Origin of the sequence: Coleofasciculus sp. G3-WIS-01 (assembly GCF_040223135.1) — a bacterium.
Lineage (GTDB): Bacteria > Cyanobacteriota > Cyanobacteriia > Cyanobacteriales > Coleofasciculaceae > Coleofasciculus.
The window spans coordinates 1-25,526 of record NZ_JAVJZI010000062.1; the positions used below are offsets into that span (position 1 = coordinate 1).

Here is a 25,526-nt window from a genome sequence, read left to right on the forward strand (position 1 = left end):
GTAGTTTTCTACGGGCTTTTGGTTTAAGGATTGCCGCAAGGATAGATAATTGTAAGGTGTGTCTAAGAACCAAGAATCCTCGCACTTTTAAGGCGAGGAGCGTCAACAGCATGAGAAAACAACTGACGAGTCTATCCCTGAGTTTAGGGATAATGCTGTTCAGTGGCAGCAGTTTGGCTGTTCCTAATGTTCCTCTAGAACGAATAAACCCCGATACTTCATCGGTGACACTGGACTCTCTAGGGTTCGATGAGCAACTCTGGGGGACTCCTGAACAGCCGGGGGATCGGCAAGCTTTACTTAAGTCGATTGACCATAGTCTGCGCTATCTGGCGACGCCTAAAGCGGCGGCGACGTACCAAACCTATCCCATCCCAGGGATAACCCTGGAACGAGTGCGCCGTTCTCTGGTACGATTTCGTCAACTCCTACTCACATCCAGTTCTCCAGCCCAACTACAAGCGGCGGTGAATCGTGAGTTTGAGGTTTACCAGTCGGTGGGCAATGATGATCAAGGAACAGTCTTATTTACGGGGTACTTTGAACCAATTTATGCTGCCAGTCGCACCCCTAGTGCAGAGTATCGCTATCCCCTTTACCGTTTACCGACGAACTTCAATAACTGGAGGAAGCCTCACCCGACTCGCGCTGATTTAGAAGGAGTCGATGGGTTTGGCGGAAGTAGTTCTCTGTCTGGATTAGAACTCGTCTGGTTGCGCGATCGCTTCCAGGCATTTTTGGTTCATGTTCAGGGTTCTGCCCGTCTACAATTGTCAGATGGTAGTCTGATGACGGTTGGTTATGCGGGTAAAACTGATTACCCCTATACCAGTGTGGGGCGAGAATTGGTCAAAGATGGTAAGTTGCCCCTTGAGGGGTTAACGTTACCGGTTTTGATTGATTATTTCAGTCAATTTCCCAGCGAACTGGATCAATATTTACCCCGGAATCAAAGTTTTGTCTTCTTCCGGGAAACCAATGGCGCACCTGCTACTGGAAGCCTGGGTGTGCCTGTAACAGCCGAACGATCCATCGCCACCGATAAATCCTTAATGCCTCCTGGCGCTTTGGCGTTAATTCAAACTCGCATCCCCTATCCTAACGTCCAAGGGCAACTCGAATCCCGTTGGGTGAGTCGCTATGTTCTGGATCAAGATACTGGGAGTGCGATTAAAGGACCTGGACGAGTGGATATATTTATGGGAACAGGTGTTCTCGCTGGCGATCGCGCAGGAGTAATTAGCGGTAATGGAAACCTATACTATTTATTGTTGAAAGATTCTAGGTAACTGGGGATTGAGACATAAGAAGCCACGTTCTATCCGAAGGTAGCCGCCGCTAAATCAATGTCCATATCTTCAGGTAGTTCAAAACGAGATAGGAAACGCTTGAGCGTAGCAAAGCGATAACCCACTAACAAGCCCAGATGCAAGGGATTTTGGGGATCACCGTTTCCTTTGAGTACCTCAACTAATGGTTTGGGGGGTTGGCTGGGGTGGAGAATACGATTATGAGATTTTCCCAAGGAACAGCCTTCCCAAAACTGGATGCGTTTTTCTGAATCGGGTGAAAAGTCTTGGATATATACCTCAATCGCGTTTTCCAGAAACTGTAGCATTTGCTGAACTTGCGATCGGTTTTGTTGCCAAAGTTGATTATCCGGGTCATAATCTTGAATCACTTGACAGGTCAACTGAAGACTTTGTAAAGTCGCTTTGAGTTGGTATTGCTGACTTAAAATAAATCCATCCAGATCAGGTGATGACATAACGGTTCACTAAGAGTTAAGGGATCAGCGCTATGGTATTGGACACTGCCTATCCCAATTTTGCCAAATGGGAGAGGCAACAGGTAATATGTTATTTAAATCATCATAACTTGAGTAAGCAACCCCGGTCTAAAGCTTGCCCGATAAGCGAAGCGAAGGGACACAGGGTTTCCCACAACGAAGGATTTTTATGATACTAAATTCTAGTTGGATGGCACTGCCTTAAGCCCCTCACCCAACCCCTGCCCGCCTCTCTAGGAGGGAAGCGGAATATATTTTTATTTGGAGGGGCTTTCAGGCGTCCCCTTCCCACCCCTCCCGTCCCCCTCAGGGTTCCCCTTATAGATCCCCCTTCCGTCCCCCAATAGATCCCCCTTCCGTCCCCCAATAGATCCCCCTTCCGTCCCCCTTAAAAAGGGGGAGACCAGAGGATGCGAGAGCTTTTTGTTCCATGGGGGAGGACAGAGGATGCGAGAGCGTTTTTTGCACGGGAAAGCCAGGGGATGCGGGAGCCTTGGAGCTTTTTTATACTCGTTTTATAGAAAATAGCAAGCTATATTAGTATTGCCACATTAGTCTTAGCGATTTAAATGCCCAAAATAGCATTGTGAATCCAGATAAAAGCAATGAATTTAGACTATGATACTCCCGTGATCATGCTAGCCATCACGTTCCCTTTAGTGATGACTTGGTTGTTAGTGAGTGGCGAGTTAGAACTTTGGGCTTATTTAGGGATATATGGTATCTGTTTGTGGGGACTAGGAGCTTTAAAAAAAGAGTAGTGATAGTGTGATTGTTTTTAAACATTGGTCAGAAAAAAAGGAGTGAGTGCCAGAATCAATGTCTAAGCCAGTTCACCAAGTCATACGCTGCCCAGTAAATTGCGGATGAAGCCATTTTAATAAAAACCGTCAACCCCTCTGCCCGTCTCCTTCCCCGTCAGCCTCACTTATCGAATTCAATGTATGACAGCTTGCAGCAAGGCGTACTACCATTTCTGTTAAATCCTGCAACGAATACACCCCTCCAAGCTATCGCCGTTCCCCCTGAGCAAGGGGAGACTACAGTTCGGTAGAATAAGGCGCAACATCATAGAGAATTAGTATAAATTTATCACCCCTTAAAAACGCTGAAACTCTGATAACAAGAGACATTTAACCCCCGAAGCCGTACCAAACTCGATTCGAGCAGAGTAAAATATTAGCTAGAGTAAATTGTGCCAAAAGGGCTAAACACAACTATGGACTTTCGCCTCAAGACACTCTTGCCTAACTACGAAAAAGCCTTCCTGACCTGTAACTTACAAAAAGAAAAAGAATCCGAAGTTCAGCAAATTGTCGAGCGAATGAAGGATTTGCGACAACACTACGAAACCGTTGAACAAGCGACAGGTATTCCGTGGTGGTTTGCGGCGGTTATCCACTACAGCGAGTGGAATCTCCGCGAACCGGACTTATTTGTGAAGAAAGTGACAGAACTTTTACTGGCTAAGGAGTTCCACAAAGCCCGAACGCGCACCCTCGGAGCCTATCTGTGGGGGTTTGACTTGTGGAATGGATTCAGACATGGAGCCGGAGATGAATCCGAATGGGTTTGGGGGGGTACCACTGTTCTGAAGCATCCCTCTAGCAGCATTGGCGCGGCGGCTATTATTTACTATCTCCAGTCCCAAAAAATCATTGATATCCCTAAACCGGGAACCGGCATTAAAATCAAGATCTTATCCGATACAGTATTTAAAGCGCGACCAGATCAATCATTTCGGCTCAAACCCGAAGAGAAAATCACCGTAAAAGGGGGTACTCGCCTGGAAATTATCGAGGATGAACCCTCTGATGGAGGACACGTCAAAGTCCTTTTACCGGATGGGGTTTTGTTAGGGCAGAATAATCAGACTGATTGGTACGTTTTCAAGGAACATATTGAAATTCAGGGAACTGAACCGAATAACCGCCCCAGCGATAAAGCAGAAGCACCAGAAACTCCAATTGCTTCACCCAATAAAGGACGTCCCATCACCGTACCCAAATTAGGAACAGTCTATCTGGGGAATCCAATTCTTGAAGGTGGACATTTTAGTTGGGCGGAAGCAACCATGAATGGTTCAAGGATTCCTGTTAATAATGAGGTGGTTGAGGGGATTTTGAGAGTGGCTCATGTGATGGAAGAAGTGAGAGAATATTTGGGCGCTCGTCCGATTAGCATCAATTCCTGGTATCGTGACCCTGTCTCAAATCGTAAAGCAGGAGGGGCAACAAAATCTAGACATTTAGTTGGTGATGCGGTGGATTTTGTGGTTCAAGGGATCTCCCCACCCCAAGTCAATCAGCGCCTAGAATCCTGGTGGGGAAGTCGGGGTGGACTCGCCAGTGCAAGCTGTTTTACTCATATTGATGTAAGAGGGTATCGCGCTCGGTGGAGCTACGGATTTTGATCCAATTTTGTCACTTGTTGATGCTTCAGTGTTGATTGAAGTTGGGTGAAAAAACTCAACCCAAGCTGTCTGGGCTTGGGTTGGTTCACTTATTTATATGCCAGCCATATTATCTATTGGATTCATACTTTAGATCATGTCCAGCCAGATTGTTCGTAAAGCCGTAATTCCCGCCGCCGGATTTGGCACTCGTCTATTTCCAGCGACAAAGGTTGTGAAAAAAGAACTGTTTCCTATTATTGATCGCGATGGGCGAACTAAGCCAGTGATTTTGGCGATTGTGGAGGAAGCAAGGCGTGGCGGGATCGAAGAAATCGGGATTGTGGTGCAACCGAGCGATCGCGCCATTTTTGAGGCGTTCTTTAAAACTCCCCCTAAACAAGAACTCTGGGACAAACTCTCTGATCAAAATCAGGAGTATTGTCAGTATCTGCAAGAGTTGGGAGAGCGTATTACTATTTTGACCCAAGCGGAGCAAGAAGGCTACGGTCATGCAGTATTCTGTGCCAAAGATTGGGTGAATCAAGAGCCATTTTTACTGTTACTCGGCGATCATCTGTATGTCTCGGATACAGAGATTCCTTGTACTCGTCAGGTGCTAGAGATTTATGAAAAAATCGGTCAAAGTGTAATTGGTTTGACAGAAATGTCTGCTGAGATTATTCATAAAGCGGGTTGTGTGGCGGGAGTTTGGCAAGAGGTTAATTCAGTTTTAGCGGTGACACAAGTCTGTGAAAAACCCGATCTGGATTACGCGCGATCGCATCTGCGTGTGGAAGGGATGGCGGAGGATAAGTTTTTGGGGATTTTTGGCATGTATGTACTCAAGCCGAAAATCTTTGATATTCTCGCTGATAGTATTAACCAGAATCGGCGCTATAAGGGTGAATTTCAGTTAACTACTTGTTTGGATACCTTACGCCAAGACGAGGAATTGATCGGATATTGGGTCAAAGGGCGATATTTTGATACCGGAATGCCAGAGTTTTATCGAGAAACTCTGATTAATTTTGGTCAGGATTATCGCTGTTCGTAGTTTGTAGTAAGGGATGCGAGCCCTTCATTCTTTATTAACCTAATTTTAAGGCACTAAAGTGCCTACTACAAACAGTGCGATCGCATAACCCAAGCAAGCACGAATATCCTCAATTTCTAAGTCTTGATAGTAGCATGTTGATACAAAGGGCGCATGTCGATGCGCCCCTACAGTGAATGCGTGCAGGTACAATAAACAAGAGAAAAGTTCCCCTTCTTTTACCCACCTTTCTTCCCCCCCCTTTCTTCCCCCCCTTTCTTCCCCCCCTTTCTTCCCCCCCTTTCAAAGGGGGGCTAGGGGGGATAGGGGCTAGGGGGGATAGGGGCTAGGGGGGATAGGGGCTAGGGGGGATAGGGGTTAGGGGGGATGGGGGTTAGGGGGGATGGGGGTTAGGGGATGAGGGTGAAGGGTTTCCTTTCGTCAACCCAACCGCTTCCCTCGAGGGGCGGGTTTAGTTAAGTTATCAGTGTGTAGCCATAAGTTATCTGTAAAACCCGCCCCTACAAATCCTCTCCTTCATCATCCCATTCCGCCCCAAATCAACCGGGCTACCCAAAACGGCGCTAAACTCGCGATCGCGATCCAGTCACCCCAGTGTAAACGAAGCTGGTGCCATTGGACGCGATGCTGGTTAGGGCTGGTAAAGCCTCGCACTGTCATGGCTTTAGCAATTTGATCGGCTCGCATGAGTAGATTTTCTAATAACCGTTCTGTTACCATGATCCAAACTTGGGCGCTGCGGCGAACCCCTAACTTTTTCCAGTTAATCGCCCGAGTCCGAATGGAACGGACTAAATTTTGGACTTCTTCCAAAACTAAGGGAATAAAACGCAAGGATAAGGTTAACGTCAGGGCAATTTCTGTAACCGGAATATTCAGACGCCGTAAGGGGAGCATGAGGCTTTCTAACCCGGCGGTAATTTCTTCTGGGGCGGTGGTGAGCAAGTAAAGATTGGTACTATAAATTAAGGTAAAAATTACCGTACTTACCCGAACCGCCAGATCTAATGAGCGACGGGTAATCGTAACTGGACCGGCTTCCAAGAGAATGTAGCTGTAGTCCGTCGGTTGGGGTAAATTGGTCAGGATAACTGTTTCACTAAAAGAAGCCTCTGGAGCCAATTCCCGTCCGATACCAAAGGGATTATACCAGGGTCTAGGTTGAGGCGATGCCTGCACCGAGGTTTCAGCCGACTCAGCCAGGATAATGTCCGCCTCAGGAAGCCGAGGCTGATGATCAACCGCCAATCCATCGGGTGCGATCGCAGTGAGAATAAATACAAACACCGATAGCATCAGCAGCCAACCCATTTGCTGACGCCAAACCCGCAACGGAATAGCGGCTGAGAGGGTCAGCAAAATGAGTAGCACAACAACTGCCAAACGGCAATAGGGATTAGCTAATAAGGGTACTGCCAAAAAGCTCATTAACCAAATGAATTTTACCCGCGAATCCAGGTGATGTAGCCAAGTTACAGGTTGTTCCAGGTATAGCCCTAACGGGAGCGATCGCAGTAAGTCCATAGTTGGTCATTTGTCATTCGTCATTTATCAGGGTTTGAGGAATATTTACATAGGACATAGGACTAATTAAACCCGAATTGCTCGATTAGCATTGCTGCTTTCAACCTCGCGGACTTTCTTCCCACGCCATAACAGACGCAAGGGTGTACCTATAAAACCCAGTTGTTGACGAAATTGACGCTCAATATAGCGGCGATAGTTGTCGTTAAACCGTTTCGGATCATTGACAAATAGGGCAATCGTTGGCGGTTTACTTTTGACCTGAGTACCGTAGTAAATTTTGCCTTGGCGCCCTTGGCGGTTGGTGGGAGGTGAATGCCAGTTAATGGCTTCTTGGAGGACTTCATTAATCACAGATGTACTGACGCGGCGCTGATGTTGTTCGGCGACACTATCCACTAAATCGAGAATTTTGTCTACTCGTTTTCCTGTCAAGGCGCTGACAAAAATCATTGGCGCCCATTCGATAAAGTAGAGGCGGTCTTGAATCAGTTTTTCCTGTTCGTAGATCGTATAGGTATCTTTTTCAACCGCATCCCATTTATTCACCAAAATCACCGCCGCCCGTCCGTCTTCAGCAATGCGTCCAGCGAGTTTTTGGTCTTGTTCGGTGACACCATCTAGGGCATCAACAACGAACAGAACCACATCGGAACGGCGAATGGCTTTGAAGGCTCGATTAATGCCAAAAAATTCCGGTCCATATTCGACATTTTTCTTCCGGCGAATCCCGGCAGTATCAATGAGACGATAGGTTTGGGGTGCACTCCCAGTTTCTGGATTACCGGGGCGTTCGACGACCATATCAATAGCATCGCGGGTGGTACCGGAAATGGCACTGACGATCGCGCGTTTTTCTCCGGTTAGGGCATTTAATAGGCTGGACTTACCCACATTCGGACGCCCGACAATGGCGACGTTGATTTCTGAGGTGTCGGGAAGCATTCCCATTGTGGGCAAATAGGTAATCAGTTGATCCAGGAGTTCCCCGGTTCCTCCACCGTGAATCGCGGAAACGGGAAAGGGTTCGCCTAAACCGAGTTCCCAAAACTCAGCGGCTTGGATCAGTCCTTGTTGGGGGGATTCACACTTGTTTACAGCCAGGACAACGGGGACAGGGTGATGGCGTAGCCAATCTGCGATCGCGTGATCGGCGGCGGTGGAACCCATTTGACCATCGACCACTAATATAGCGGCACTGGCTTCGCTCAGGGCTGCCATTGCCTGTTCTCGAATCAGGGGCAAAAATTCGGTATCATCATCAAAAACCAGGCCCCCCGTGTCTACAACCACGTAATCGCGGTCTTGCCAGAAGGCTGGACGATAGGTGCGATCGCGCGTGACTCCCGGTTGATCATGGACAATCGCATCCATCACCCCTGCCAACCGATTGACAAGGGTTGATTTGCCCACATTAGGGCGTCCGATTACAGCAACTACGGGCAAAACCATCGTCCTTATCCCCCTTACTTATAGGAAGCATTATGCTTCAGTCTTCTTATTGTAGCGAGGTTAGGGGTAGTGGCAGGGGAGATGTTCATTGGTCATACTCGCTATTCGAGAGTTAAACCTTCAAGAATGTCATCAAGCTTATGCACAACGTGATAACTCTTGTTCATCTTTTGCGTTTTAGTAAGCAAAAATTGTTGATGACTACCTACTTTACTCCTGAACTTCATCATGAGGAGAATTGGTTTCAACTTACCTTGTTAGCTTATTTGACATTCCCCTGGTTAAAAACGTGGGGGCTTTCACCATCGCTTATCTGTAAACTTGTGGACGGCGAGGAAATTAGCTACTAATAGCTGACTTTTCACCGGAAGTCTCGAAACCGGCACAAGGATTATTAAACCGATGTTCTAGGGGCTAAAGTTCTGGGAGCTTGGGCAATTTCCCAATAATGCCGATATAATTTTCTAGTTTAGGAAGGCTGCATTTTTAAATGAACTTAGATTGGATTACCCCAGCAAAGCGTCTGAGCGCACTGCCCCCCTATGTGTTCGCTCGTTTGGATGAACTCAAAGCCCGTGCCCGTGAGCAAGGGTTGGATTTAATTGATTTAGGGATGGGGAATCCTGACGGTTCAGCACCTGCACCAGTTATTGAAGCAGCCATCAAAGCCCTAAATTATCCGAGTAACCACGGCTATCCCCCCTTTGAAGGCACAGCGAATTTTCGCCGAGCCATTACCAGTTGGTATCACCGCCGCTATCAAGTTACTCTCGATCCCGATAGCGAAGCCCTACCCCTGTTGGGGTCTAAAGAAGGATTGACGCACCTTGCCCTAGCTTATGTCAATCCAGGGGATTTAGTCTTAGTGCCGAGTCCAGCTTATCCGGCTCATTTCCGAGGTCCGATGATTGCTGGGGCAGAAATTCACAGTATGATCCTCAAGCCGGAAAATGATTGGTTAATTGATTTAGCCGCTATTCCTGACGAGATTGCCGAACGGGCAAAGATTCTCTATTTTAACTATCCGAGTAATCCGACAACGGCGACGGCACCCCGTGAGTTTTTTGAGGAGATTGTTGCCTTTGCCCGTCGTTACTCGATTCTGTTGGTGCATGATCTATGTTACGCGGAACTGGCATTTGATGGCTATCAACCGACGAGTTTACTAGAAATTCCTGGCGCGAAGGAAATTGGTGTGGAATTTCATACCTTATCAAAAACTTATAATATGGCAGGTTGGCGGGTGGGATTTGTTGTCGGAAATCGCCATATTATTCAAGGATTACGGACGTTAAAGACTAATTTAGATTACGGGATTTTTGCCGTATTACAAACAGCCGCAGAAACGGCATTGGATTTACCGGATAGTTATGTGCATCAGGTGCAAGAACGGTACTGTCGCCGCCGAGATTTTTTGATTCAAGGGTTAGCTGAATTGGGGTGGAAGATTCCTAAGTCTAAGGCGACGATGTATTTATGGGTTCCTTGTCCACCGGGTCACAATTCAACGGATTTTGCTCTGGATGTCTTGCAGCAAACGGGTGTGGTGGTAACGCCAGGAAATGCCTTTGGTGTCGGCGGTGAAGGGTACGTGCGGGTGAGTTTGATTGCAGAGTGCGATCGCTTGGCTGAGGTGTTGCGACGTCTGAAGCAAGCCGGGATTCGCTATCAACCCGAACCTGTAGCCTCTGGAGGGGGGTAGGGAAGATGAGGGAGATGGGGTATTCGTAGGGGCTCTCGCATTCGCGCCCAAATCTATCGGTTTTCTATTCACATCTCAACGCGAATGCGAGAGCCCAATCCCCATGGGGAAGATGGGGAAGCCATGTAGAGTGATGACAGTCGTAGGGGCGGGTTTGACAGCTATCGTTTCCGTTGCACCCATAAGTAACTAAACCCGCCCCGACTAAATGACCCATGACAAATGGCAACGATTGTAAAGTTTTATTACAAAACCGAACTGTTGTATTTGTCAAGTGAACCGACTGATGAAAGAATTCACCCATATCACCAACTAGCACAACAAGCATCGTACTAAAGTACGATAGTTGTGACTTGGCTGGTCAGTGCCGCATTTGTTTTGTGCCATGTCTACACAATCAATGGCGTATTCAACTGACAAGTTGGTGTTTTTGGCGGGTTTGAGTGCCATAGGTTCTGAAGGAACAGGCTTCGCCAATGGGATCTGAAGCCATCGTTCAAGAGGCGAGCAAGCCGCCGTAGGGGCTTGGTGACCAAGCCCTTAATCAACAGTGTTTCTAGCTCAAAAGAATAAACAATAAGTTAACAGGCATTTAAATTGGGATTTTTGCCGCCCCTACTCATTAGGGCTTCGGATCAAGACCATAAATGCCTAAGAGCTTATCCTAAACTCACGGTTATTGCCGTTTGAGTAACTTGTTGCTGACAAGGAATTTCTTATTCCTATGTCCAAGATTGTGATGGGTTTTTATAGGTTGTCTATATGAGTTAGACAACTCAGATGAAGTTGCCAACGTCAATTGATTATTCCATAGTTTTAAAAGAATTAAAGAATGTTTTTTCTAAATCATTTGTACAAATAACAGAGGGTATATGTTGATCCTGAATAGGCGTGAAAATGCTTGTAGATCAAGTCTTTTAGCTTATGAGTTTGGGTTTTGTGGGTTAAATGTATGTGTACAACTCAAATAGAATTTATAGATATAGCAATCCTCAAGAGGTTGTGGCAGTTTCAGCAATGTAATCCTTACTATATAAGGGTTTCAAGCAGATCACCTGTCACCATATATCGATATATAAGTTTTTTTAAATAACTCAAAAGGTTGTCAATGCTAGTTAGGGATGCTATAAAAAATATATGAAATTAAATAATGACATGGAATTAATAAATGACACCTAAAATAAGATGCAATAAAGAATAGATAGAATAGCAAATTAATAGCTGTTTGCATGCCGTTAAACGCCAATGGCGTTGACAGTTTATATTCAATTTGTCCGAGTCGTTTAGGGGTTGTGGGGCGACCGAAGTAACTAAATAGGTTGATAAAAATAAACCCACCTATATTAGTTCTGTAAATACCCCTCAAAGATAAATGACGTAGCTTGCTTCTCAAGGGTAGCGAGTATGACAAATGACGATCCCCACCGTTCACTTTAATTGTCCCCACCGACTTAACTAATTTATGTCTGCTGTTTTGGCGATACCTGCATTGCCGGAGTTGATGGCGATGACCCAGGGTGATAATAATATTTGCATTGCCGTATTGGATGGACCCGTTGACCAAACCCATCCCTGCTTTGTCGGCAAAACCCTGACGCGCTTGCCGTCTCTGGTGAATGAGGAGGCTCGCCCGGATGGTAATATGTCGGTTCACGGCACCCATGTTTCCAGCATTATTTTTGGTCAACCGGGGAGTCCGGTGACGGGGATTGCACCGCAATGCCAAGGGGTGATTGTTCCCATCTTTTCCGATAATCGCCGCCGTGTATCCCAGTTAGACTTGGCGCGGGGCATTGAGCGGGCAGTGAACGCGGGGGCGCACGTTATCAACATCAGTGGCGGTCAACTCACGGATTTTGGGGAAGCCGACGGCTGGCTGGAGAATGCCGTGCGCTTATGTGAGCAGCAAAATGTTTTGCTGATTGCGGCGGCGGGTAACAATGGTTGCGAATGTCTCCATGTCCCCGCTGCCCTGCCCGCTGCCCTGGCTGTTGGCGCCATGGATGCCAACGGTAAGCCCTTGGACTTTAGTAACTGGGGTGACACCTATAAGACTCAAGGCATTCTTGCCCTCGGGAAAGATGTCTTGGGGGCAAAACCCGGTGGGGGAACTCAGACGCTGAGTGGTACGAGCTTTGCCACGCCGATTGTGTCGGGGGTGGCGGCGCTGCTGCTAAGTCTGCAACGGGAACGGGGGGAAACCCCTGACCCCCAAAGAGTGCGTCAAGTGTTGTTGCAGAGTGCATTGCCCTGTGACTTTGACCTGCCCGCTGATGCCCAGCGGTGTCTGGCGGGCAAACTCAACATATCTGGAGCTGTAACGTTACTAACAGGAGGAACTATGCCAGAGGAACTTGCATCAGCCGTTGATGCAGCCACCGTTGATGCAGCAGGCGTGGAAGGCGCAGGTTGCGGTTGTGGGGGGGGATTGACGAGTGGGACGGAAGCCCCAACCGCTCAGCCAGCCCCGTCTGCACCCCCAGGGGCAATGCCCACAAACAGTCCCAACCTGCAAAACCTGATGAATTCTGTACCCCAACCCCCTGCTATGCCCACTATGCCAAATCTTACTGCTCATTCCGTTACTGCCAGCGAAGCCCCCAGCGAGATCCCCTCTCTCGGTGAAATCGTCTATGTTTTGGGAACTCTGGGCTATGACTTCGGCACAGAAGCCCGTCGGGACTCATTTAAGCAACTGATGCCGCCCTTTGACTTTCAGGGGACGATGGTGCCGGCAAACCCCTATGATGCCCGCCAGATGGTGGACTATCTGGGAGATAATATGTCGGAAGCGCGATCGCTGATTTGGACGCTTAATATTGAACTGACTCCAGTTTATGCGATCGCGCCCACGGGTCCCTTTGCTGCCGATGCCTACCGCGCTCTCCAGGAACTTTTGGCGGGTCAAATCCAAGCTGAAAATGATGCTGAATACGTGGAGCGCGTCAGCATTCCGGGTATTTTAACCAAGCGCACGGTTAAGCTCTTCTCCGGTCAAGTTATCCCGGTGATTGAACCCCTGGGAACCCGAGGCATCTACGGCTGGAAGGTGAACAACTTGGTGAGTGCGGCGATGGAAGCCGTACAAACTGAGGAAACAACAGCGGATGAAGGTCGTATCCGTCAGACGTTGGATGGATTCCTCAACCGCATCTACTACGACCTCCGCAACTTGGGTACCACCTCCCAAGACCGCGCCCTTAACTTTGCGGTTACCAACGCCTTCCAAGCGGCGCAAACCTTCAGCCAAGCGGTTGCGGTGGGGATGGAACTCGATAGTGTCACCGTGGAAAAAAGTCCCTTCTGTCGTCTGGATAGTGACTGTTGGGATGTGAAGCTGAAATTCTTCGACCCGGAAAATAATCGTCGTGCCAAGAAGATTTTCCGATTTACGATTGATGTGAGTGACCTGGTTCCGGTTACCTTGGGCGAAGTCCGTTCCTGGTCTTCCCCTTACTAAGGGACAGCCAAATTTGGGTGAGGGTTGGGATAGTTGTACAGGCACGGCAGTGCCGTGTCCCGACGATGAATGCCGAACCCTACACCCTTGGTCACTCTATACGTTAAATGTGGAGGATTTTCAACCATGCGACTACCTGTATTGTCTCCCCCGGTCAAACGACCCCATTTCGTCCAGCCAGCACTATGCGTGGATGTGGAAAATGGTCGGCTCGAAGATTTAGTGCATATTCGCATGGATTTGCTCCATGGCGCTAACTATAACGATCCGTCCGCCTATGCCAACCGCAGTTTTAACCAAGTGATGCACTCAAGTGCTAGCTCAGGCTGGGGTGGCTTTGGCGGAATGGGAAGCTTCTTTTAATCAGTTAATGGTTTGAAAGTTTAGCACGTCCAAAAGCAAGCACCGTGGCGGCTGCAACCCAGGGATAGTTCTGACTTTTCACAGCATGTGGCGCAATGTGAGTGTTCCATTGTGTAGGGGCGGGTTTCACTACTATCTTTTCGGTGACACCCGGATGTAACTAAACCCGCCCAGACGCGCCATGGCACGTCTCTACTCAGGTTTCTAGGTTTCCCGTGAAAAGTCAGAATCATCTGTGGTAGCCAGACCCCTATCTATAAGGAGATTAACATGAGCAAGAAATCGAACAGCCAACCATCTGAAGATCAGGCGCCAGAAGCCCCTCCAGCCGATGAGACGCCTACGCCTGAACCCCAAAAGTCCTACGTGCCAACGTCGATGACCGGGCTGCAAGACTACTCCTATTGGTGGGACTACGCTAGGGAGCAGGCAAAAAAATCTGGGAGCAAATCCAAGTCCTTCCGTCGGGGGCGCATCTGGGCTTAACCGAATGGCACGCTCAGATGAGGCTGGTGGGCAATGCCCACCCTACGGGATATCAAAGGTTTTGGCTGAGTCGGGGCGGGTTTAGTTACATCCTGGTGTCACCGAAAAGATAGTAGTGAAACCCGCCCCTACACAATTCACACTCACCTTGTGCTACATACGGTGAAAAGTCCGCCCCACCTTCTGTCTTCTGCCTTCTTACACTCACACTTCATTACTGACTGTTCGCGCTATGGAATCCACGACACTGCCCCAAATTAAGCCCCACTTCCATGTGGAGATCATCGAGCCGAAGCAGGTGTATCTCCTCGGTGAACAGGGCAACCACGCCCTCACCGGACAACTCTACTGCCAGATTCTGCCCCTGTTAAATGGGCAATACACCATTGAGCAGATTGTGGAAAAGCTGGATGGGGAAGTCCCCCCAGACTACATCGACTATGTGCTAAATCGCTTGGCAGAGAAGGGGTATCTCACCGAGGCGGCGCCAGAGTTATCTCCGGAGGTGGCGGCATTCTGGAGTGAGTTAGGGATTGCCCCACCTGTGGCGGCACAGGGGCTACAGCAGTCGGTGACGCTGACAACGGTGGGTCAGGGGATTAGTGAGGTGACGGTGGCTGCGCTGAAAGCTGCGCTGGGGGACGTGGGCATTTCTGTGACACCTCCAGACGCGGATTCGCCAACGGCACTGAATGTTGTCTTAACTGATGACTATTTGCAACCGGAACTGGCGACGATTAACCAGCAGGCTTTAGAGCGTCAGCAACCCTGGCTGCTGGTGAAGCCGGTGGGTAGTGTGCTGTGGTTGGGTCCAGTGTTTGTGCCGGGGAAGACGGGGTGTTGGCATTGTCTTGCCCATCCCCTCCGGGGCAACCGGGAAGTGGAGTCATCGGTGTTGCGGCAAAAACAGGCACAACAGCAGCGTAATGGTGAGAATGGGCAGGGGATGCTGGGTTGCTTCCCTACAGCACGGGCGACGCTGCCCTCAACTCGGCAAACGGGGTTACAGTTGGCGGCGACGGAGATTGCCAAGTGGGTGGTTAAGCACTATATCAATACCACGACATCGGGAACGGCATACTTTCCCACCCTAGAGGGTACGATTATCACGTTCAACCAGACGATTCTGGAGTTGAAACGCCATATCCTGATTAAGCGTCCTCAATGTCCCACCTGTGGTGAGCCGGGACTCTTGCAACGGCGGGGGTTTGAGCCGCTGAAACTGGAGTCGCGTCCTAAGCAGTTCACCAGCGATGGCGGTCATCGTGCCACTACCCCAGAGCAGACGGTGCAGAAATATCAGCATCTAATTAGTCCGGTGACAGGGGTGGTGACGGAACTGGTGCGGATTTCTGACCCCGCGAATCCCTTGGTGCATACTTACAAGGCAGGGCATAGCTTCGGCAGTGCCACCTCCCTGCGGGGGCTGCGGAATAACCTGAAACACAAGAGTTCCGGTAAGGGGAAAACTGATAGCCAATCCCGGGCGAGTGGGTTGTGTGAGGCAGTGGAGCGCTATTCCGGTATCTTTCAGGGGGATGAACCCCAGAAACGGGCTACCCTGGCTGAGTTGAAAGACTTGGCATTTCATCCGGAGTCACTGCTGTACTTTAGCGACGCCCAATATGCCAACCGGGATGAGTTAAATGCCCAGGGTTCAGCCGCCGCCTATCGCTGGATTCCTAATCGGTTTGATGCCAGTAAAGCGATTGACTGGACACCGGTTTGGTCCTTGACACAGCAGCAGCACAAATATCTCCCCACTGCCTTTTGCTACTACCACTACCCCATGCCAGACGCTGAGCGCTTCTGTAAGGCGGATTCTAATGGGAATGCCACAGGAAATACCTTGGAAGAGGCAATTTTGCAAGGGTTTCTGGAACTGGTGGAGCGCGACAGTGTAGCGCTGTGGTGGTACAACCAATTGAGCCGCCCTGGGGTAGATTTGAGCAGTTTTGATGAGCCGTATTTTATTCAGTTGCAGCAATTCTACCGAAAACAGAACCGGGAAATCTGGGTGCTGGATTTGACGGCGGATTTGGGGATTCCGGCATTTGCAGGTTTGTCCTATCGCACAGTGGGAACCGAACGAATCGCGATTGGGTTTGGCGCTCACCTCGACCCGAAAATTGCCATTCTTCGCGCCCTGACTGAGGTGAATCAAATTGGGCTGGAACTGGACAAAATTCCTGACGATAAGCTTCAGGGTGAGTCGAAAGACTGGCTGCTAGGAGTGACTCGAGCGAGTCATCCCTGTTTAGTCCCCGATGCATCCCAGCCCCTGAAGACTGCCCAGGATTACCCCAAACGCTGGAGTGATGACATCTATACCGATGTGATGACTTGTGTGGAGATTGCCCAAGGGGTAGGGCTAGAAACCCTGGTGTTAGACCAGACACGACCGGATATCGGTTTGAATGTGGTCAAGGTGATTATACCAGGAATGCGAGGTTTATGGTTACGGTTGGGTCCAGGGCGACTCTATGACGTGCCGGTGAAGCTGGGGTGGCGCACGGTGCCCCTGGCTGAGGCACAGATGAACCCGATGAATATACCGTTTTAGTTCGTAGTGGGCGCTTTAGCGCCTCCAATCTTGCCGCATCACGCCGAATTTGGGTGGCTGAAAATTGGCATCCACCCGATAGTTAAGAATTTGATTGGCAACTGATCATTCCCTTCAAACCAGGTGCCAACTAACAAGCTTCGCCGCAAGGTGGAAGGGGACTAACCCACCCTAACGGGTTAACAAAGTAAACAACAATATGAGGATTAGTCCAATGGACAAGAAAAACATTCTGCCCCAACAAGGCAAGCCCGTGTTCCGTAGCACCACGGGTAAACTCCCCAGCTACTTGGCTGAACTCTCCGAGGAAGCTCTCGGTGGTACTGGCGTGGAAGCGTCTTTCACCGCTTGTGTGTGTGCCTACGATGGTGCGGAAGCGTCTTTCACCGCTTGTGTGTGTGCCTACGAATAAGGATATACGGTTTAGATCACTTGAGTGGCACGAGAGTTAACCTCCAGTTGCCATTCCAGTGATTTCCTAGGCTATACATTGTTGACGAGGTTAAAGATGTTGAATTGCGCTCAAAACTTTAGTGTATCTGTAAGTTTTGTAGACTTTCTTCATCTACCTCGTCTTCTTTTAAGTCCTTGGGCTAATCATAAGACAATCCTTACTCTTTCTTAGAGGTAGGCACTCTATTAAGTTTAGATACTATATCTGACTAAGACTATGACCCTAATTTCTAGGCTGCAACAGAATCAGCTCAAAAACCGCCGTCTTCAGTTTGTCCGCACTCATCAAGAGGCTTTTGATGTTGAACCAACCTTCCCTCTCCCTCTTTTTGAACAGGCTATTCTGGAGATAGAAGGTTCTTGTTGTGTGGAATCTTCTTGCCAAGTTGAAGGGGGGCGACTGCTAGCCGGACGTTATGAGGTTTGTAATGATCAGGGAACGACGTGGCCAGAATCACTAACTCATGCGTTTAAGCTATTAGATAAGGTTGATAGCCGGTTAGGTGTTCGTCTTAATCGAAACTCGTTTGAACAGTTTGCCGCCGCACATCATGGCTCTCGTAAAATTATGAATAATACGATTGGCATTCACTTAGGTTCAAAGCTTGAAGATTCCAGTGTGATGCTGTATATCCATATCGAAAACGACGAAGATCCTGAAGAATTAGCCAGAACCGCGATCGCTCTCGATGGTGGTTATTACTCAGATGAATTAACACAGGTACTGATTAGAGATACGATGGTCATTGGCTTTGAACTTTTCTTTGATGGTCGTAGTCGAGTCGATATAGGTCCTTGCGCTCCAGCGGTGCCTGGAACATTAGGAACCCGAGGAAAGTATCTTACACCCTACATACAAAAATACTTTTCACAGAAAGCGAATTACATTTTCAGGGGATCTTATCTGCTGATGCCATGCTTCTCTAAAGCCTATGCCAAGCCACTCTTATTTTTTTATTTCACAAAAATAAAAGACATACCCAAATACTTTCTATTTAACAGCATAGGTGATCGAATCTATGATTTTTGTAAAAGTCAAAGTTGCATCATAGATGCGGCTGTTGCTGTGACAGAGCAAGAGTTAGAGAAGAGTCGATTAGAAAATTTTTGTTTTTACTACGATCAACGTGACGAGTGTCAACCGCATCCAGATTATGACTTTTCTTGAACATGACTCTGACAAGGCGATCAAAACAGGAGCATGTCACCTTTGTAGTGGCGTGGCACACCGAATTTGGTGGATTAGCCTTACATCCAGGAATTGTAGGGGCGCACGGCGTGCGCCCAGAAAATCGTCAAATCTATTCCACAATTTTAGCTGTGTCACGCCAGTAGGTTGGGTTGAGGAACGAAACCCAACACCATCGTATGCCTGTTGGGTTTCGCTTGCGCTCTACCCAACCTACGAGAATATTTTGTGCAAAACTGACATGCTCCCATCAAAACTGAAAACGACTATAGCAATTCTCAGTTTGACGAGGTTCGGTAAGGGCGCAAGGATGGTGCCCCTACATTTTGGTTTACCTCACATATACCTCTATCGTATGATGTCCGGCTGTCTCACCCCTAATAAAAATGTACGGGCTCCATAACCCAAGCTCCTACTCCCCCTCTTGCCACAACGCGATGATTTAAAACTATTCTTTTCCTACTCTTGCGCTAATGCTTGCTGCTGCGTTGAAAATCGTTGAATCCGTCTTTGAATATCGCCTAAAATACTGTCTACCTCGTTTAAATCACTTGCCAATAAATAGTCTGATAAAATGTTAATAACTACATCTAAATTAACCGAATAGTTTAACAGCAATAAAAGGATATCATTTTCATAAATGCTGGCGCGACTAAATTGTCCTTGACGATAGAGAGATGGTAATGCATAACACTTTAAAACTAGGAGTCCTATTATTGTGACACAGCGAACTTGTCGGTTGCCGAAGCTCTGTTCTGTTACAAAGTCTTGCGATAGTTGTCGGAAGAGTTTGTTTTGGGTTAATAACAGGTCAACTTGTAATCCCTTAAAGGTTCCCCGAATGAAATCTTTATTTTCATTCTGGATACCAATCTCTGGTAAACTATCAAGATCAGCCCGATCTAGGATTAGGTCAATATCTTGGGTATTGCGACCTTCCACATAGCTGAGTAAAGCTACCCCACCAACCAATACATAAGGAATCTCTCGTTCAGTCAGCCTATCAAATAATTGTTCAACCGTCTGAAAAAAATCATAACCGTCTGACATTAAACTGCTCCAATTCTTAACATCAAATAAAATTCCATTTCTGATAATTTCGCCGATCGCGGCTGCCATAATATTTCTCCTTTAAGTTATAAAATATATGTCAGATCGTCTTTCCCTTACCCTTTTTGCTCCCCCCCAGCCCCCCTTAATAAGGCTACGGTACACTGAACAAATCCTGAGATCCCCCCTAGCCCCCCTTAATAAGGGGGGAACCGGAGTCAAAGTCCCTCTTATTAAGGGGGATTTAGGGGGATCTAGGGTGTCGAAACGACATAACCGATACTTGTGTGTAAACCGTAGCTTATTAAGGGGGGAGTCAGATGAATAAATTTTTGACTCCACATGAGGGTAAACAGGAATTTCTAGCTCCCCTTGTTAAGAGGCGTTGGGAGGATCGAAACTTGATCCTCTATTGCCTACTGTCATTTGCCATTGACTCACTTAGCCAATCATCGTTTCCCATTATCCATCATCCATGAGCAATCACCCTTTCGCTGTTTCTCTCAATCCCGATATCCAAATCACAAGCACTGGAGATCACTACACCCTGCAATCAGCCGAAACTGATCCGACGGCTTGGCTCACCCTTGCCACAACGCCCGGAATCAGTATGGCTCTTGATCATCTCAAAGCGGGCAACACCACCACCGAATTTCTCATGCAAGGGTTAGCCAAACTCGATGGCGGGACAGCTAGGGAACAGTTCGCCTTGATGTTAAAACAATTGGATGAGCGAGGCTGGTTGAGTTACTCTGTTTTGCCCCTGGCAGTGGCGATTCCGATGGTGGATTCCGCCGAGTTGAATCTAACCGAACCCTACTGGACAAAAACCCCTGTCACCCTCTCCCGCTTTGCCTATCAGCATCCCTACGACGGCACAATGGTGCTGGAGTCCCCTCTCTCAAAGTTTCGGATTAAACTCCTCGATTGGCGAGCAAGTGCAATCTTGGCTCAACTCGCCCAACCCCAAACGTTAGGGGCGCTGACGCCACCACCCCACCTGGGACCCGAAACCGCCTATCAGTTCCTCAATTTGTTATGGGCGGCGGGGTTTCTGGCGGCTGATCCCGAACCCCCCTCGCTTCAGCTTTGGGACTTTCATAATTTGCTATTCCACAGCCGCAGTCGCAGAGGTCGCCATGACTATCGGGAAATGGATGAAAAGCGGTGCATTGACCAGTGGTCGGATTTCCCAGTGGTGAAGCCACCCATGAGCGATCGGATTGTGCCGCTGCCGCATCCGAATCTGGGAGGATTGATATGTAACGATGCCACGCTCACAGAAGCGATTGAAACACGACAATCGGTTCGATACTATGACGATAACCATCCGATCACCATTGAACAACTCGGAGAATTCCTGTATCGCACTGCCCGTGTCAAGGAACTACTTAGCACAGAAGAGTGGTATGGTAAGAATTGGCGAGAAATACTCGGTTTTGAAGCAGATGTTGACTATGGCGAATTGAGCCGTCGTCCCTATCCTGGTGGTGGGGCAATGTATGAATTAGAAATTTATCCAGTGATACTGCATTGTCAAGGTTTGAACCAAGGGGTGTATCACTACGACCCACTAAATCACCAGGTAGAGCAGATTGTCGAATCGAAGGATGATATTTTAGATCGGTTAGGTTATAGTTCTGTCCGAATTTTGGTGAGTCCACGTCCACAAGTGCTATTAGTGATTACGGCACGGTTCGGTCGGCTATTTCGTCGCTATCGCTCTGTCGGTTATGAGGTGCTGCTGAAGCACGTTGGGGTGCTACAGCAAAACTTGTACTTAGTGGCAACCAGTATGGGTCTGGCTCCCTGTGCAGTGGGGGTTGGGAATAGCGATGCGTTTGGTCAGGCGACAGGTCTAAACTATGTGGAAGAGTCAGCCGTAGGAGAATTTGTGGTTGGGTCTTTGCCCAACAGTCATATCAAAGCCAGTGGGCTGGAGTCGAGTGAGGTGAATGACTCAGAAGAGTCTGCTGAGGCAACTGTCTCAGCCAGTAAGACTGAATCTGATGGGGTTGAATCTGAATCCGAGTCGGCTGAAGCACAAATGGGGGCAAGTGAGGTTGAGCCAGCAGGGTTAGTAGCAGAAATTAATCCGACTGAAGCTGGGGAAATGTCGGAAAATACCTCAGCGTCAGTTGAGGAAACTGGGGCTGAGTCTGCTGAGTTAGACGCTTCAGAGAGTCCAACTGATACTCTAGACCCATCCAGTCATGCAGTGGAATCTCTTGAATCTGAGTTAACCCCATCTTCATCTGAACCCACAGGATCAGAGGCTGGGGATAGCCAGGTAGAATCCGATAGTGTGGAAAGTGAAATGGAGTCGGCGGCGGTTTCAGTCAGTGACATTGAGAGTTCTGCCACCCCAATACCACTGGCACTCCATCCCCATGACCTAGATGATCGCATCCCCGGACTAGCGGAACTCCACAACCAAACCCTTGGCGACCCCCGGATCACGATTGTAATTCTAGACGGCGACCCAGACTACACATTATCCTGTTTTGCCGGCGCCCAAGTCTCTAAAGTTGTTCCCTACTGGCATGAACCCGCAGAACCCCCCAGCCCAGAAGATTACGCCACATTCCAAGCCATTCGGGACAAAGGACTCAAGGGTCAAGAGAAAGAAGACGCGCTCAACGCCGCCCTCCCAGAAGATATCAAAGCGCGTGTTGAACTCAACGACCATGCCTGTCACGTCACCAGTAACATCGTAGGTCAAGAACATAGCCCTGTTTTCGGCATTGCTCCTAACTGCCGAGTCATCAATATGCCCCACGATGCCGTAACTTCTGCGGACTATGGGGATCTGCTGTCGCCCCTTAACTTAGCCCGTGCCTTCGACTTAGCCTTAGAATTAGGTGCAAATATTATCCACTGTGCTTTTTGTCGCCCCACCCAAACCAGTGAAGGGGAAGAAATCCTCGTCCAAGCGATTAAAAAATGCCAAGATAACAACGTCTTAATCGTCGCGCCCACGGGGAACAATTCCAATGAATGCTGGTGTCTGCCTGCGGTGATATCGGGTTCTCTAGCCGTAGGCGCCGCCAACATTGATGGTACACCAACTCACTTTAGCAACTGGGGCGGCAACAACACCGACGAAGGCATCCTCGCCCCCGGTGAAGATATTCTCGGAGCGCAACCTTGCACCGAAAAACCTGTGCGCCTAACCGGAACCAGCATGGCGGCTCCCTTGATCACAGGGATTTCTGCCCTACTGATGAGCCTACAACTGCAAGAAGGCAAACCCGTCGATGCCGAAGCCGTCCGCATGGCACTCCTCAACACCGCCATTCCCTGCAACCCCGATGTTGTCGAAGAACCAGAACGCTGTCTACGCGGCTTTGTGAATATCCCAGGCGCAATGAACCTGCTGTTTGGGCAACCCTCGGTCACCATTTCCTTTGCTGGCGACCAAGTAACCCGCACCGAACGCCCTGGTTATGCCATGCCTACCCCCGCCAGCATTACTGCCACCAGCCCCGCCGTACAACCCGCTACACCCACAGAAGCCTCGGTTATCGCGGCGGCTGACTCCGATGCTGCACCAGCCAACCCCGCCACCGTTGAAGCCAGCACCGCATTTTCCGGTAACGTTTACGCCCTTGGCACCCTGGGCTACGACTTTGGCGATGATGCCCGCCGCGATACATTCAAGCAACTGATGGCACCTGCCGAAATTGACGGCATCATGGTACCGCCAGACCCCTACGATCCGCGCCAGATGCTAGCACACCTAGATCGCTACCCCGACGAACGGCGCTCCCTAATCTGGACACTCAACCTGGATCAAAACACCATCTATGTTTTAGAACCCAAAGGACCCTTTGCTGACGATATTTATGAAATGTTCCTGCAAATGTTAGCAGGGCAATTAGAGCCAGAAACCAGCGATGAATTTGTGGAGCGGATCAGTCTACCCGCTCACCGCACCACCCGCACCGTGGAACTCTTTTCCGGGGAAGTTGTCCCTGTTGTCACCGTAAATAACGTGCGTGGGATGTATGGTTGGACGGTTAACGCCCTAGTAAACGCTGCCCTAGCCGCAATTAGTAACCGATTTGACCCCGAACAAGAACCCCTAATCCGGGAAGCCTTAAGCGCCTTCCTGAATCGCGTCTACCACGACTTGCGGAACCTAGGACAAACCTCACGCGATCGCGCCCTGAATTTCGCCGCCACCAACATCTTCCAATCCGCCTCTGTCTTTGCCGAAGCGATCGCCTCTGAGCGTCAACTGGACACGATTGAGGTGAAGAAAAGCCCCTATTGTCGGATTAACAGCGATTGCTGGGATGTATTACTGATCTTCTTTGACCCCGAAAACGGTCGGCGATCGCGCCGAGTCTTCCGGTTTACCCTAGATGTGGCGCTGAATATGCCCGTCACCATTGGTCGGATCAAGCGCTGGTCAATCCCTGGCAAGTCTGTCAGTTAATTCATTTGTCATTTGTTGTAACAAGTTTTCGTAGTTCTTGTAGGTTGGGTAGAGCGTAAGCCAAACCCAACACCACCGTTACCCTGTTGGGTTACTCTACTGGCGTGGCACACCTAATTTTGTGGATTAGATTTGGCTTGTAGTAAGGGCTTTAGCCCTAGATTCTGTTGGGTTTCGTTCCTCAACCCAACCTACAATCAATCCTAAAATTTTAGCTGTATAGCAGTAGACACATCGATTAGGACTTTCCGCACTGTGCTAGAGACGCGCCATGGCGCGTCTCTACTCGGCACACCTAATTGGGTGAATTAGCCTGATGAAAAGAAAACTTATATTGGGGCTAAAGCCCCTACTACGAACATGGGAATAGAATTTAATCATTTATATGTTACGCTCGACACAGAAACTCTAGAATTAATCGCCCAATCCGACTTCATTAACCAATCATTCTGCACAATATCCAGAGATACCGTAGAAACGGATACAGAAAGTTGGTCGGGAATTTATCTCAGGGGCAACTATGCCTATCTTGAACTTTTTCCTCCAGGGGGTGCTGAAGGATTGAAGGAAGGGTTTTCGGGTATTGGGTTCAATACTCAACAAGCAGGACAAATTGATAGTGTAGCGGAAACGCTAAGAGCCTTAGGCGCCAAAGAAACGTTTTCTGATTTGCAAGTTCGTCACACCGAATATGGAAAAGTCCCCTGGTTTCATTACTTGACTCTCAACCCATCAGAGAGAGAAGCCTTTGCTGCGTGGTTAATGGAATTTCATCAGGATTATTTAGACTATAAAAACATCAAACTTACCCCTACAGGTTGCTTTGACCGTGCGGCGTATCTGAAAACCTTGGATACTTCCGAAACGTCTTTATTTGAGGACATATCAGAGGTTCATCTTGAATTGACTGTATCGGAACATGAGGAACTCGGATTACTGCTGCGAGCCTTTGGCTATCACTCATCTGGCGTAGGAGATAAGACGATCTATAGTTGTGATGGTTTTACTGTACAAGTATCCCAGAACATTGCGCCAAGATATCGAATTCGCCAGGTTGTTTGCACGATGAAAGATAAACCGCATCCGGAAAAAACATTCATATTTGGTGACAATGCCAAGTTAAAAATAGGTATAGAATTGGCAATTTGGCAATTTGGATAACTGAAGCAATTCTTTAAAAATAAAGACTTTCCTTGGCAGGCAAATGTGTAGCTTACTTTTCACAGGATCTAGAAAACCTTTCTGGAAAACCTCTCTCCATCCCCCCTAGCCCCCCTTTGAAAGGGGGGGAAGAAAGGGGGAAGAAAGGGGGGAAGAAAGGGGGGTTAGAGAGAGAAGGCTTTTAATTCTCCCGTGTGACATCCTCCCCCGGCTAAAGAGCGCGGGGGATTCCTCACCACTCCACCTTTAGCCGGGGTGGTCGCTGATTGGGGTTGACGCTTCGCTGAAGGTTGCCTCCAAATGAGGTCTTACACCCTCTCCACGTCCGTTTATAGTCTCGGAATGCCCTCCCGCGACTTGTATTTACATTACCACAATAGTAGAACGTTATCCGAATTATTTGACTGGCGAATTTATTCGCTACCTAGACGGTTCGCTCGGTTT

Annotated in this window: 18 protein-coding genes; 14 read left to right on the forward strand and 4 right to left on the reverse strand. The window is 48.6% G+C overall.

The window, feature by feature from the left end:
- The first annotated feature begins 110 nt into the window (after positions 1-110).
- Positions 111-1,289 (forward strand): murein transglycosylase A, encoded by a 1,179-nt coding sequence (gene mltA / locus RIM23_RS06280; protein ID WP_446365427.1) that lies wholly within the window; start codon positions 111-113, stop codon positions 1,287-1,289.
- 29 nt (positions 1,290-1,318) lie between these two features.
- On the opposite strand, the gene RIM23_RS06285 is transcribed toward mltA, so the two are convergent.
- On the reverse strand, positions 1,319-1,768 hold the full coding sequence (locus RIM23_RS06285; protein WP_446358380.1) for a hypothetical protein: 450 nt from the start codon (positions 1,766-1,768) through the stop codon (positions 1,319-1,321).
- A gap of 626 nt (positions 1,769-2,394) precedes the next feature.
- Here RIM23_RS06285 and RIM23_RS06290 point away from each other — a divergent pair.
- The 3 genes from RIM23_RS06290 to RIM23_RS06300 all read left to right on the forward strand — a co-directional run bounded on the left by RIM23_RS06290 (position 2,395) and on the right by RIM23_RS06300 (position 5,238).
- Positions 2,395-2,550, forward strand: coding sequence for a hypothetical protein (locus RIM23_RS06290; protein ID WP_446365429.1), 156 nt, complete (start codon positions 2,395-2,397; stop codon positions 2,548-2,550).
- Positions 2,551-3,008: 458 nt separating this feature from the next.
- On the forward strand, positions 3,009-4,202 hold the full coding sequence (locus tag RIM23_RS06295) for a D-Ala-D-Ala carboxypeptidase family metallohydrolase (protein ID WP_446365431.1): 1,194 nt from the start codon (positions 3,009-3,011) through the stop codon (positions 4,200-4,202).
- A gap of 136 nt (positions 4,203-4,338) precedes the next feature.
- Positions 4,339-5,238, forward strand: a complete 900-nt coding sequence (locus tag RIM23_RS06300) for a sugar phosphate nucleotidyltransferase (protein ID WP_446365433.1) — start codon at positions 4,339-4,341, stop codon at positions 5,236-5,238.
- A 519-nt stretch (positions 5,239-5,757) separates the two neighbouring features.
- On the opposite strand, the gene RIM23_RS06305 is transcribed toward RIM23_RS06300, so the two are convergent.
- Both RIM23_RS06305 and der read right to left on the reverse strand, forming a co-directional pair.
- A complete protein-coding gene (locus RIM23_RS06305; protein WP_446365435.1) occupies positions 5,758-6,762 on the reverse strand; it encodes an energy-coupling factor transporter transmembrane component T family protein in 1,005 nt (334 codons plus the stop codon).
- A gap of 66 nt (positions 6,763-6,828) precedes the next feature.
- Positions 6,829-8,214, reverse strand: a complete 1,386-nt coding sequence (gene der / locus RIM23_RS06310; protein ID WP_446365437.1) for a ribosome biogenesis GTPase Der — start codon at positions 8,212-8,214, stop codon at positions 6,829-6,831.
- A gap of 490 nt (positions 8,215-8,704) precedes the next feature.
- Here der and RIM23_RS06315 point away from each other — a divergent pair, with 490 nt between their 5' ends.
- From RIM23_RS06315 to RIM23_RS06350, 8 genes are all read left to right on the forward strand, one after another.
- A complete protein-coding gene (locus RIM23_RS06315) occupies positions 8,705-9,916 on the forward strand; it encodes an aspartate aminotransferase (protein ID WP_446365439.1) in 1,212 nt (403 codons plus the stop codon).
- Between the two features lie 1,462 nt (positions 9,917-11,378).
- A complete protein-coding gene (locus RIM23_RS06320) occupies positions 11,379-13,376 on the forward strand; it encodes a S8 family peptidase (protein ID WP_446365441.1) in 1,998 nt (665 codons plus the stop codon).
- Between the two features lie 126 nt (positions 13,377-13,502).
- Positions 13,503-13,739: a cyanobactin biosynthesis system PatB/AcyB/McaB family protein gene (locus RIM23_RS06325; protein ID WP_446365443.1), complete on the forward strand. Its 237-nt coding sequence runs from the start codon at positions 13,503-13,505 to the stop codon at positions 13,737-13,739.
- A 270-nt stretch (positions 13,740-14,009) separates the two neighbouring features.
- Positions 14,010-14,225 (forward strand): cyanobactin biosynthesis PatC/TenC/TruC family protein, encoded by a 216-nt coding sequence (locus RIM23_RS06330; protein ID WP_446365445.1) that lies wholly within the window; start codon positions 14,010-14,012, stop codon positions 14,223-14,225.
- Positions 14,226-14,457: 232 nt separating this feature from the next.
- A complete protein-coding gene (locus RIM23_RS06335; RefSeq protein ID WP_446365447.1) occupies positions 14,458-16,788 on the forward strand; it encodes a TOMM precursor leader peptide-binding protein in 2,331 nt (776 codons plus the stop codon).
- A 214-nt stretch (positions 16,789-17,002) separates the two neighbouring features.
- Positions 17,003-17,200 (forward strand): microcyclamide/patellamide family RiPP, encoded by a 198-nt coding sequence (locus RIM23_RS06340; protein WP_446365449.1) that lies wholly within the window; start codon positions 17,003-17,005, stop codon positions 17,198-17,200.
- Positions 17,201-17,458: 258 nt separating this feature from the next.
- On the forward strand, positions 17,459-18,409 hold the full coding sequence (locus RIM23_RS06345; protein ID WP_446365451.1) for a LynF/TruF/PatF family peptide O-prenyltransferase: 951 nt from the start codon (positions 17,459-17,461) through the stop codon (positions 18,407-18,409).
- A gap of 2 nt (positions 18,410-18,411) precedes the next feature.
- Positions 18,412-18,576 carry a hypothetical protein gene (locus RIM23_RS06350; RefSeq protein WP_446365453.1) on the forward strand — a complete coding sequence of 55 codons (165 nt, stop codon included), beginning with the start codon at positions 18,412-18,414 and terminating at the stop codon, positions 18,574-18,576.
- A 313-nt stretch (positions 18,577-18,889) separates the two neighbouring features.
- On the opposite strand, the gene RIM23_RS06355 is transcribed toward RIM23_RS06350, so the two are convergent.
- Positions 18,890-19,549 carry a hypothetical protein gene (locus RIM23_RS06355; protein WP_446365455.1) on the reverse strand — a complete coding sequence of 220 codons (660 nt, stop codon included), beginning with the start codon at positions 19,547-19,549 and terminating at the stop codon, positions 18,890-18,892.
- A gap of 406 nt (positions 19,550-19,955) precedes the next feature.
- Between RIM23_RS06355 and RIM23_RS06360 the strand changes: the two genes are divergently transcribed.
- A complete protein-coding gene (locus tag RIM23_RS06360) occupies positions 19,956-23,921 on the forward strand; it encodes a PatA/PatG family cyanobactin maturation protease (RefSeq protein ID WP_446365457.1) in 3,966 nt (1,321 codons plus the stop codon).
- A gap of 360 nt (positions 23,922-24,281) precedes the next feature.
- Positions 24,282-25,082, forward strand: coding sequence for a DUF5829 family protein (locus RIM23_RS06365; RefSeq protein ID WP_446365459.1), 801 nt, complete (start codon positions 24,282-24,284; stop codon positions 25,080-25,082).
- Positions 25,083-25,526: the final 444 nt, after the last annotated feature.

What these genes read in the sequence shown, in the direction of transcription:
- RIM23_RS06325 (WP_446365443.1), top strand. Translation starts at nt 13,503, where the DNA reads ATGCGACTACCTGTATTGTCTCCCCCGGTCAAACGACCCCATTTCGTC.
- RIM23_RS06350 (WP_446365453.1), top strand. Translation starts at nt 18,412, where the DNA reads ATGACTCTGACAAGGCGATCAAAACAGGAGCATGTCACCTTTGTAGTG.
- RIM23_RS06365 (WP_446365459.1), top strand. Translation starts at nt 24,282, where the DNA reads ATGGGAATAGAATTTAATCATTTATATGTTACGCTCGACACAGAAACT.
- RIM23_RS06305 (WP_446365435.1), bottom strand. Translation starts at nt 6,762, where the DNA reads ATGGACTTACTGCGATCGCTCCCGTTAGGGCTATACCTGGAACAACCT.
- RIM23_RS06355 (WP_446365455.1), bottom strand. Translation starts at nt 19,549, where the DNA reads ATGGCAGCCGCGATCGGCGAAATTATCAGAAATGGAATTTTATTTGAT.
- RIM23_RS06340 (WP_446365449.1), top strand. Translation starts at nt 17,003, where the DNA reads ATGGACAAGAAAAACATTCTGCCCCAACAAGGCAAGCCCGTGTTCCGT.
- RIM23_RS06320 (WP_446365441.1), top strand. Translation starts at nt 11,379, where the DNA reads ATGTCTGCTGTTTTGGCGATACCTGCATTGCCGGAGTTGATGGCGATG.
- RIM23_RS06345 (WP_446365451.1), top strand. Translation starts at nt 17,459, where the DNA reads ATGACCCTAATTTCTAGGCTGCAACAGAATCAGCTCAAAAACCGCCGT.
- der (WP_446365437.1), bottom strand. Translation starts at nt 8,214, where the DNA reads ATGGTTTTGCCCGTAGTTGCTGTAATCGGACGCCCTAATGTGGGCAAA.
- RIM23_RS06315 (WP_446365439.1), top strand. Translation starts at nt 8,705, where the DNA reads ATGAACTTAGATTGGATTACCCCAGCAAAGCGTCTGAGCGCACTGCCC.
- RIM23_RS06290 (WP_446365429.1), top strand. Translation starts at nt 2,395, where the DNA reads ATGAATTTAGACTATGATACTCCCGTGATCATGCTAGCCATCACGTTC.
- RIM23_RS06335 (WP_446365447.1), top strand. Translation starts at nt 14,458, where the DNA reads ATGGAATCCACGACACTGCCCCAAATTAAGCCCCACTTCCATGTGGAG.
- RIM23_RS06285 (WP_446358380.1), bottom strand. Translation starts at nt 1,768, where the DNA reads ATGTCATCACCTGATCTGGATGGATTTATTTTAAGTCAGCAATACCAA.
- mltA (WP_446365427.1), top strand. Translation starts at nt 111, where the DNA reads ATGAGAAAACAACTGACGAGTCTATCCCTGAGTTTAGGGATAATGCTG.
- RIM23_RS06360 (WP_446365457.1), top strand. Translation starts at nt 19,956, where the DNA reads ATGAGCAATCACCCTTTCGCTGTTTCTCTCAATCCCGATATCCAAATC.
- RIM23_RS06330 (WP_446365445.1), top strand. Translation starts at nt 14,010, where the DNA reads ATGAGCAAGAAATCGAACAGCCAACCATCTGAAGATCAGGCGCCAGAA.
- RIM23_RS06295 (WP_446365431.1), top strand. Translation starts at nt 3,009, where the DNA reads ATGGACTTTCGCCTCAAGACACTCTTGCCTAACTACGAAAAAGCCTTC.
- RIM23_RS06300 (WP_446365433.1), top strand. Translation starts at nt 4,339, where the DNA reads ATGTCCAGCCAGATTGTTCGTAAAGCCGTAATTCCCGCCGCCGGATTT.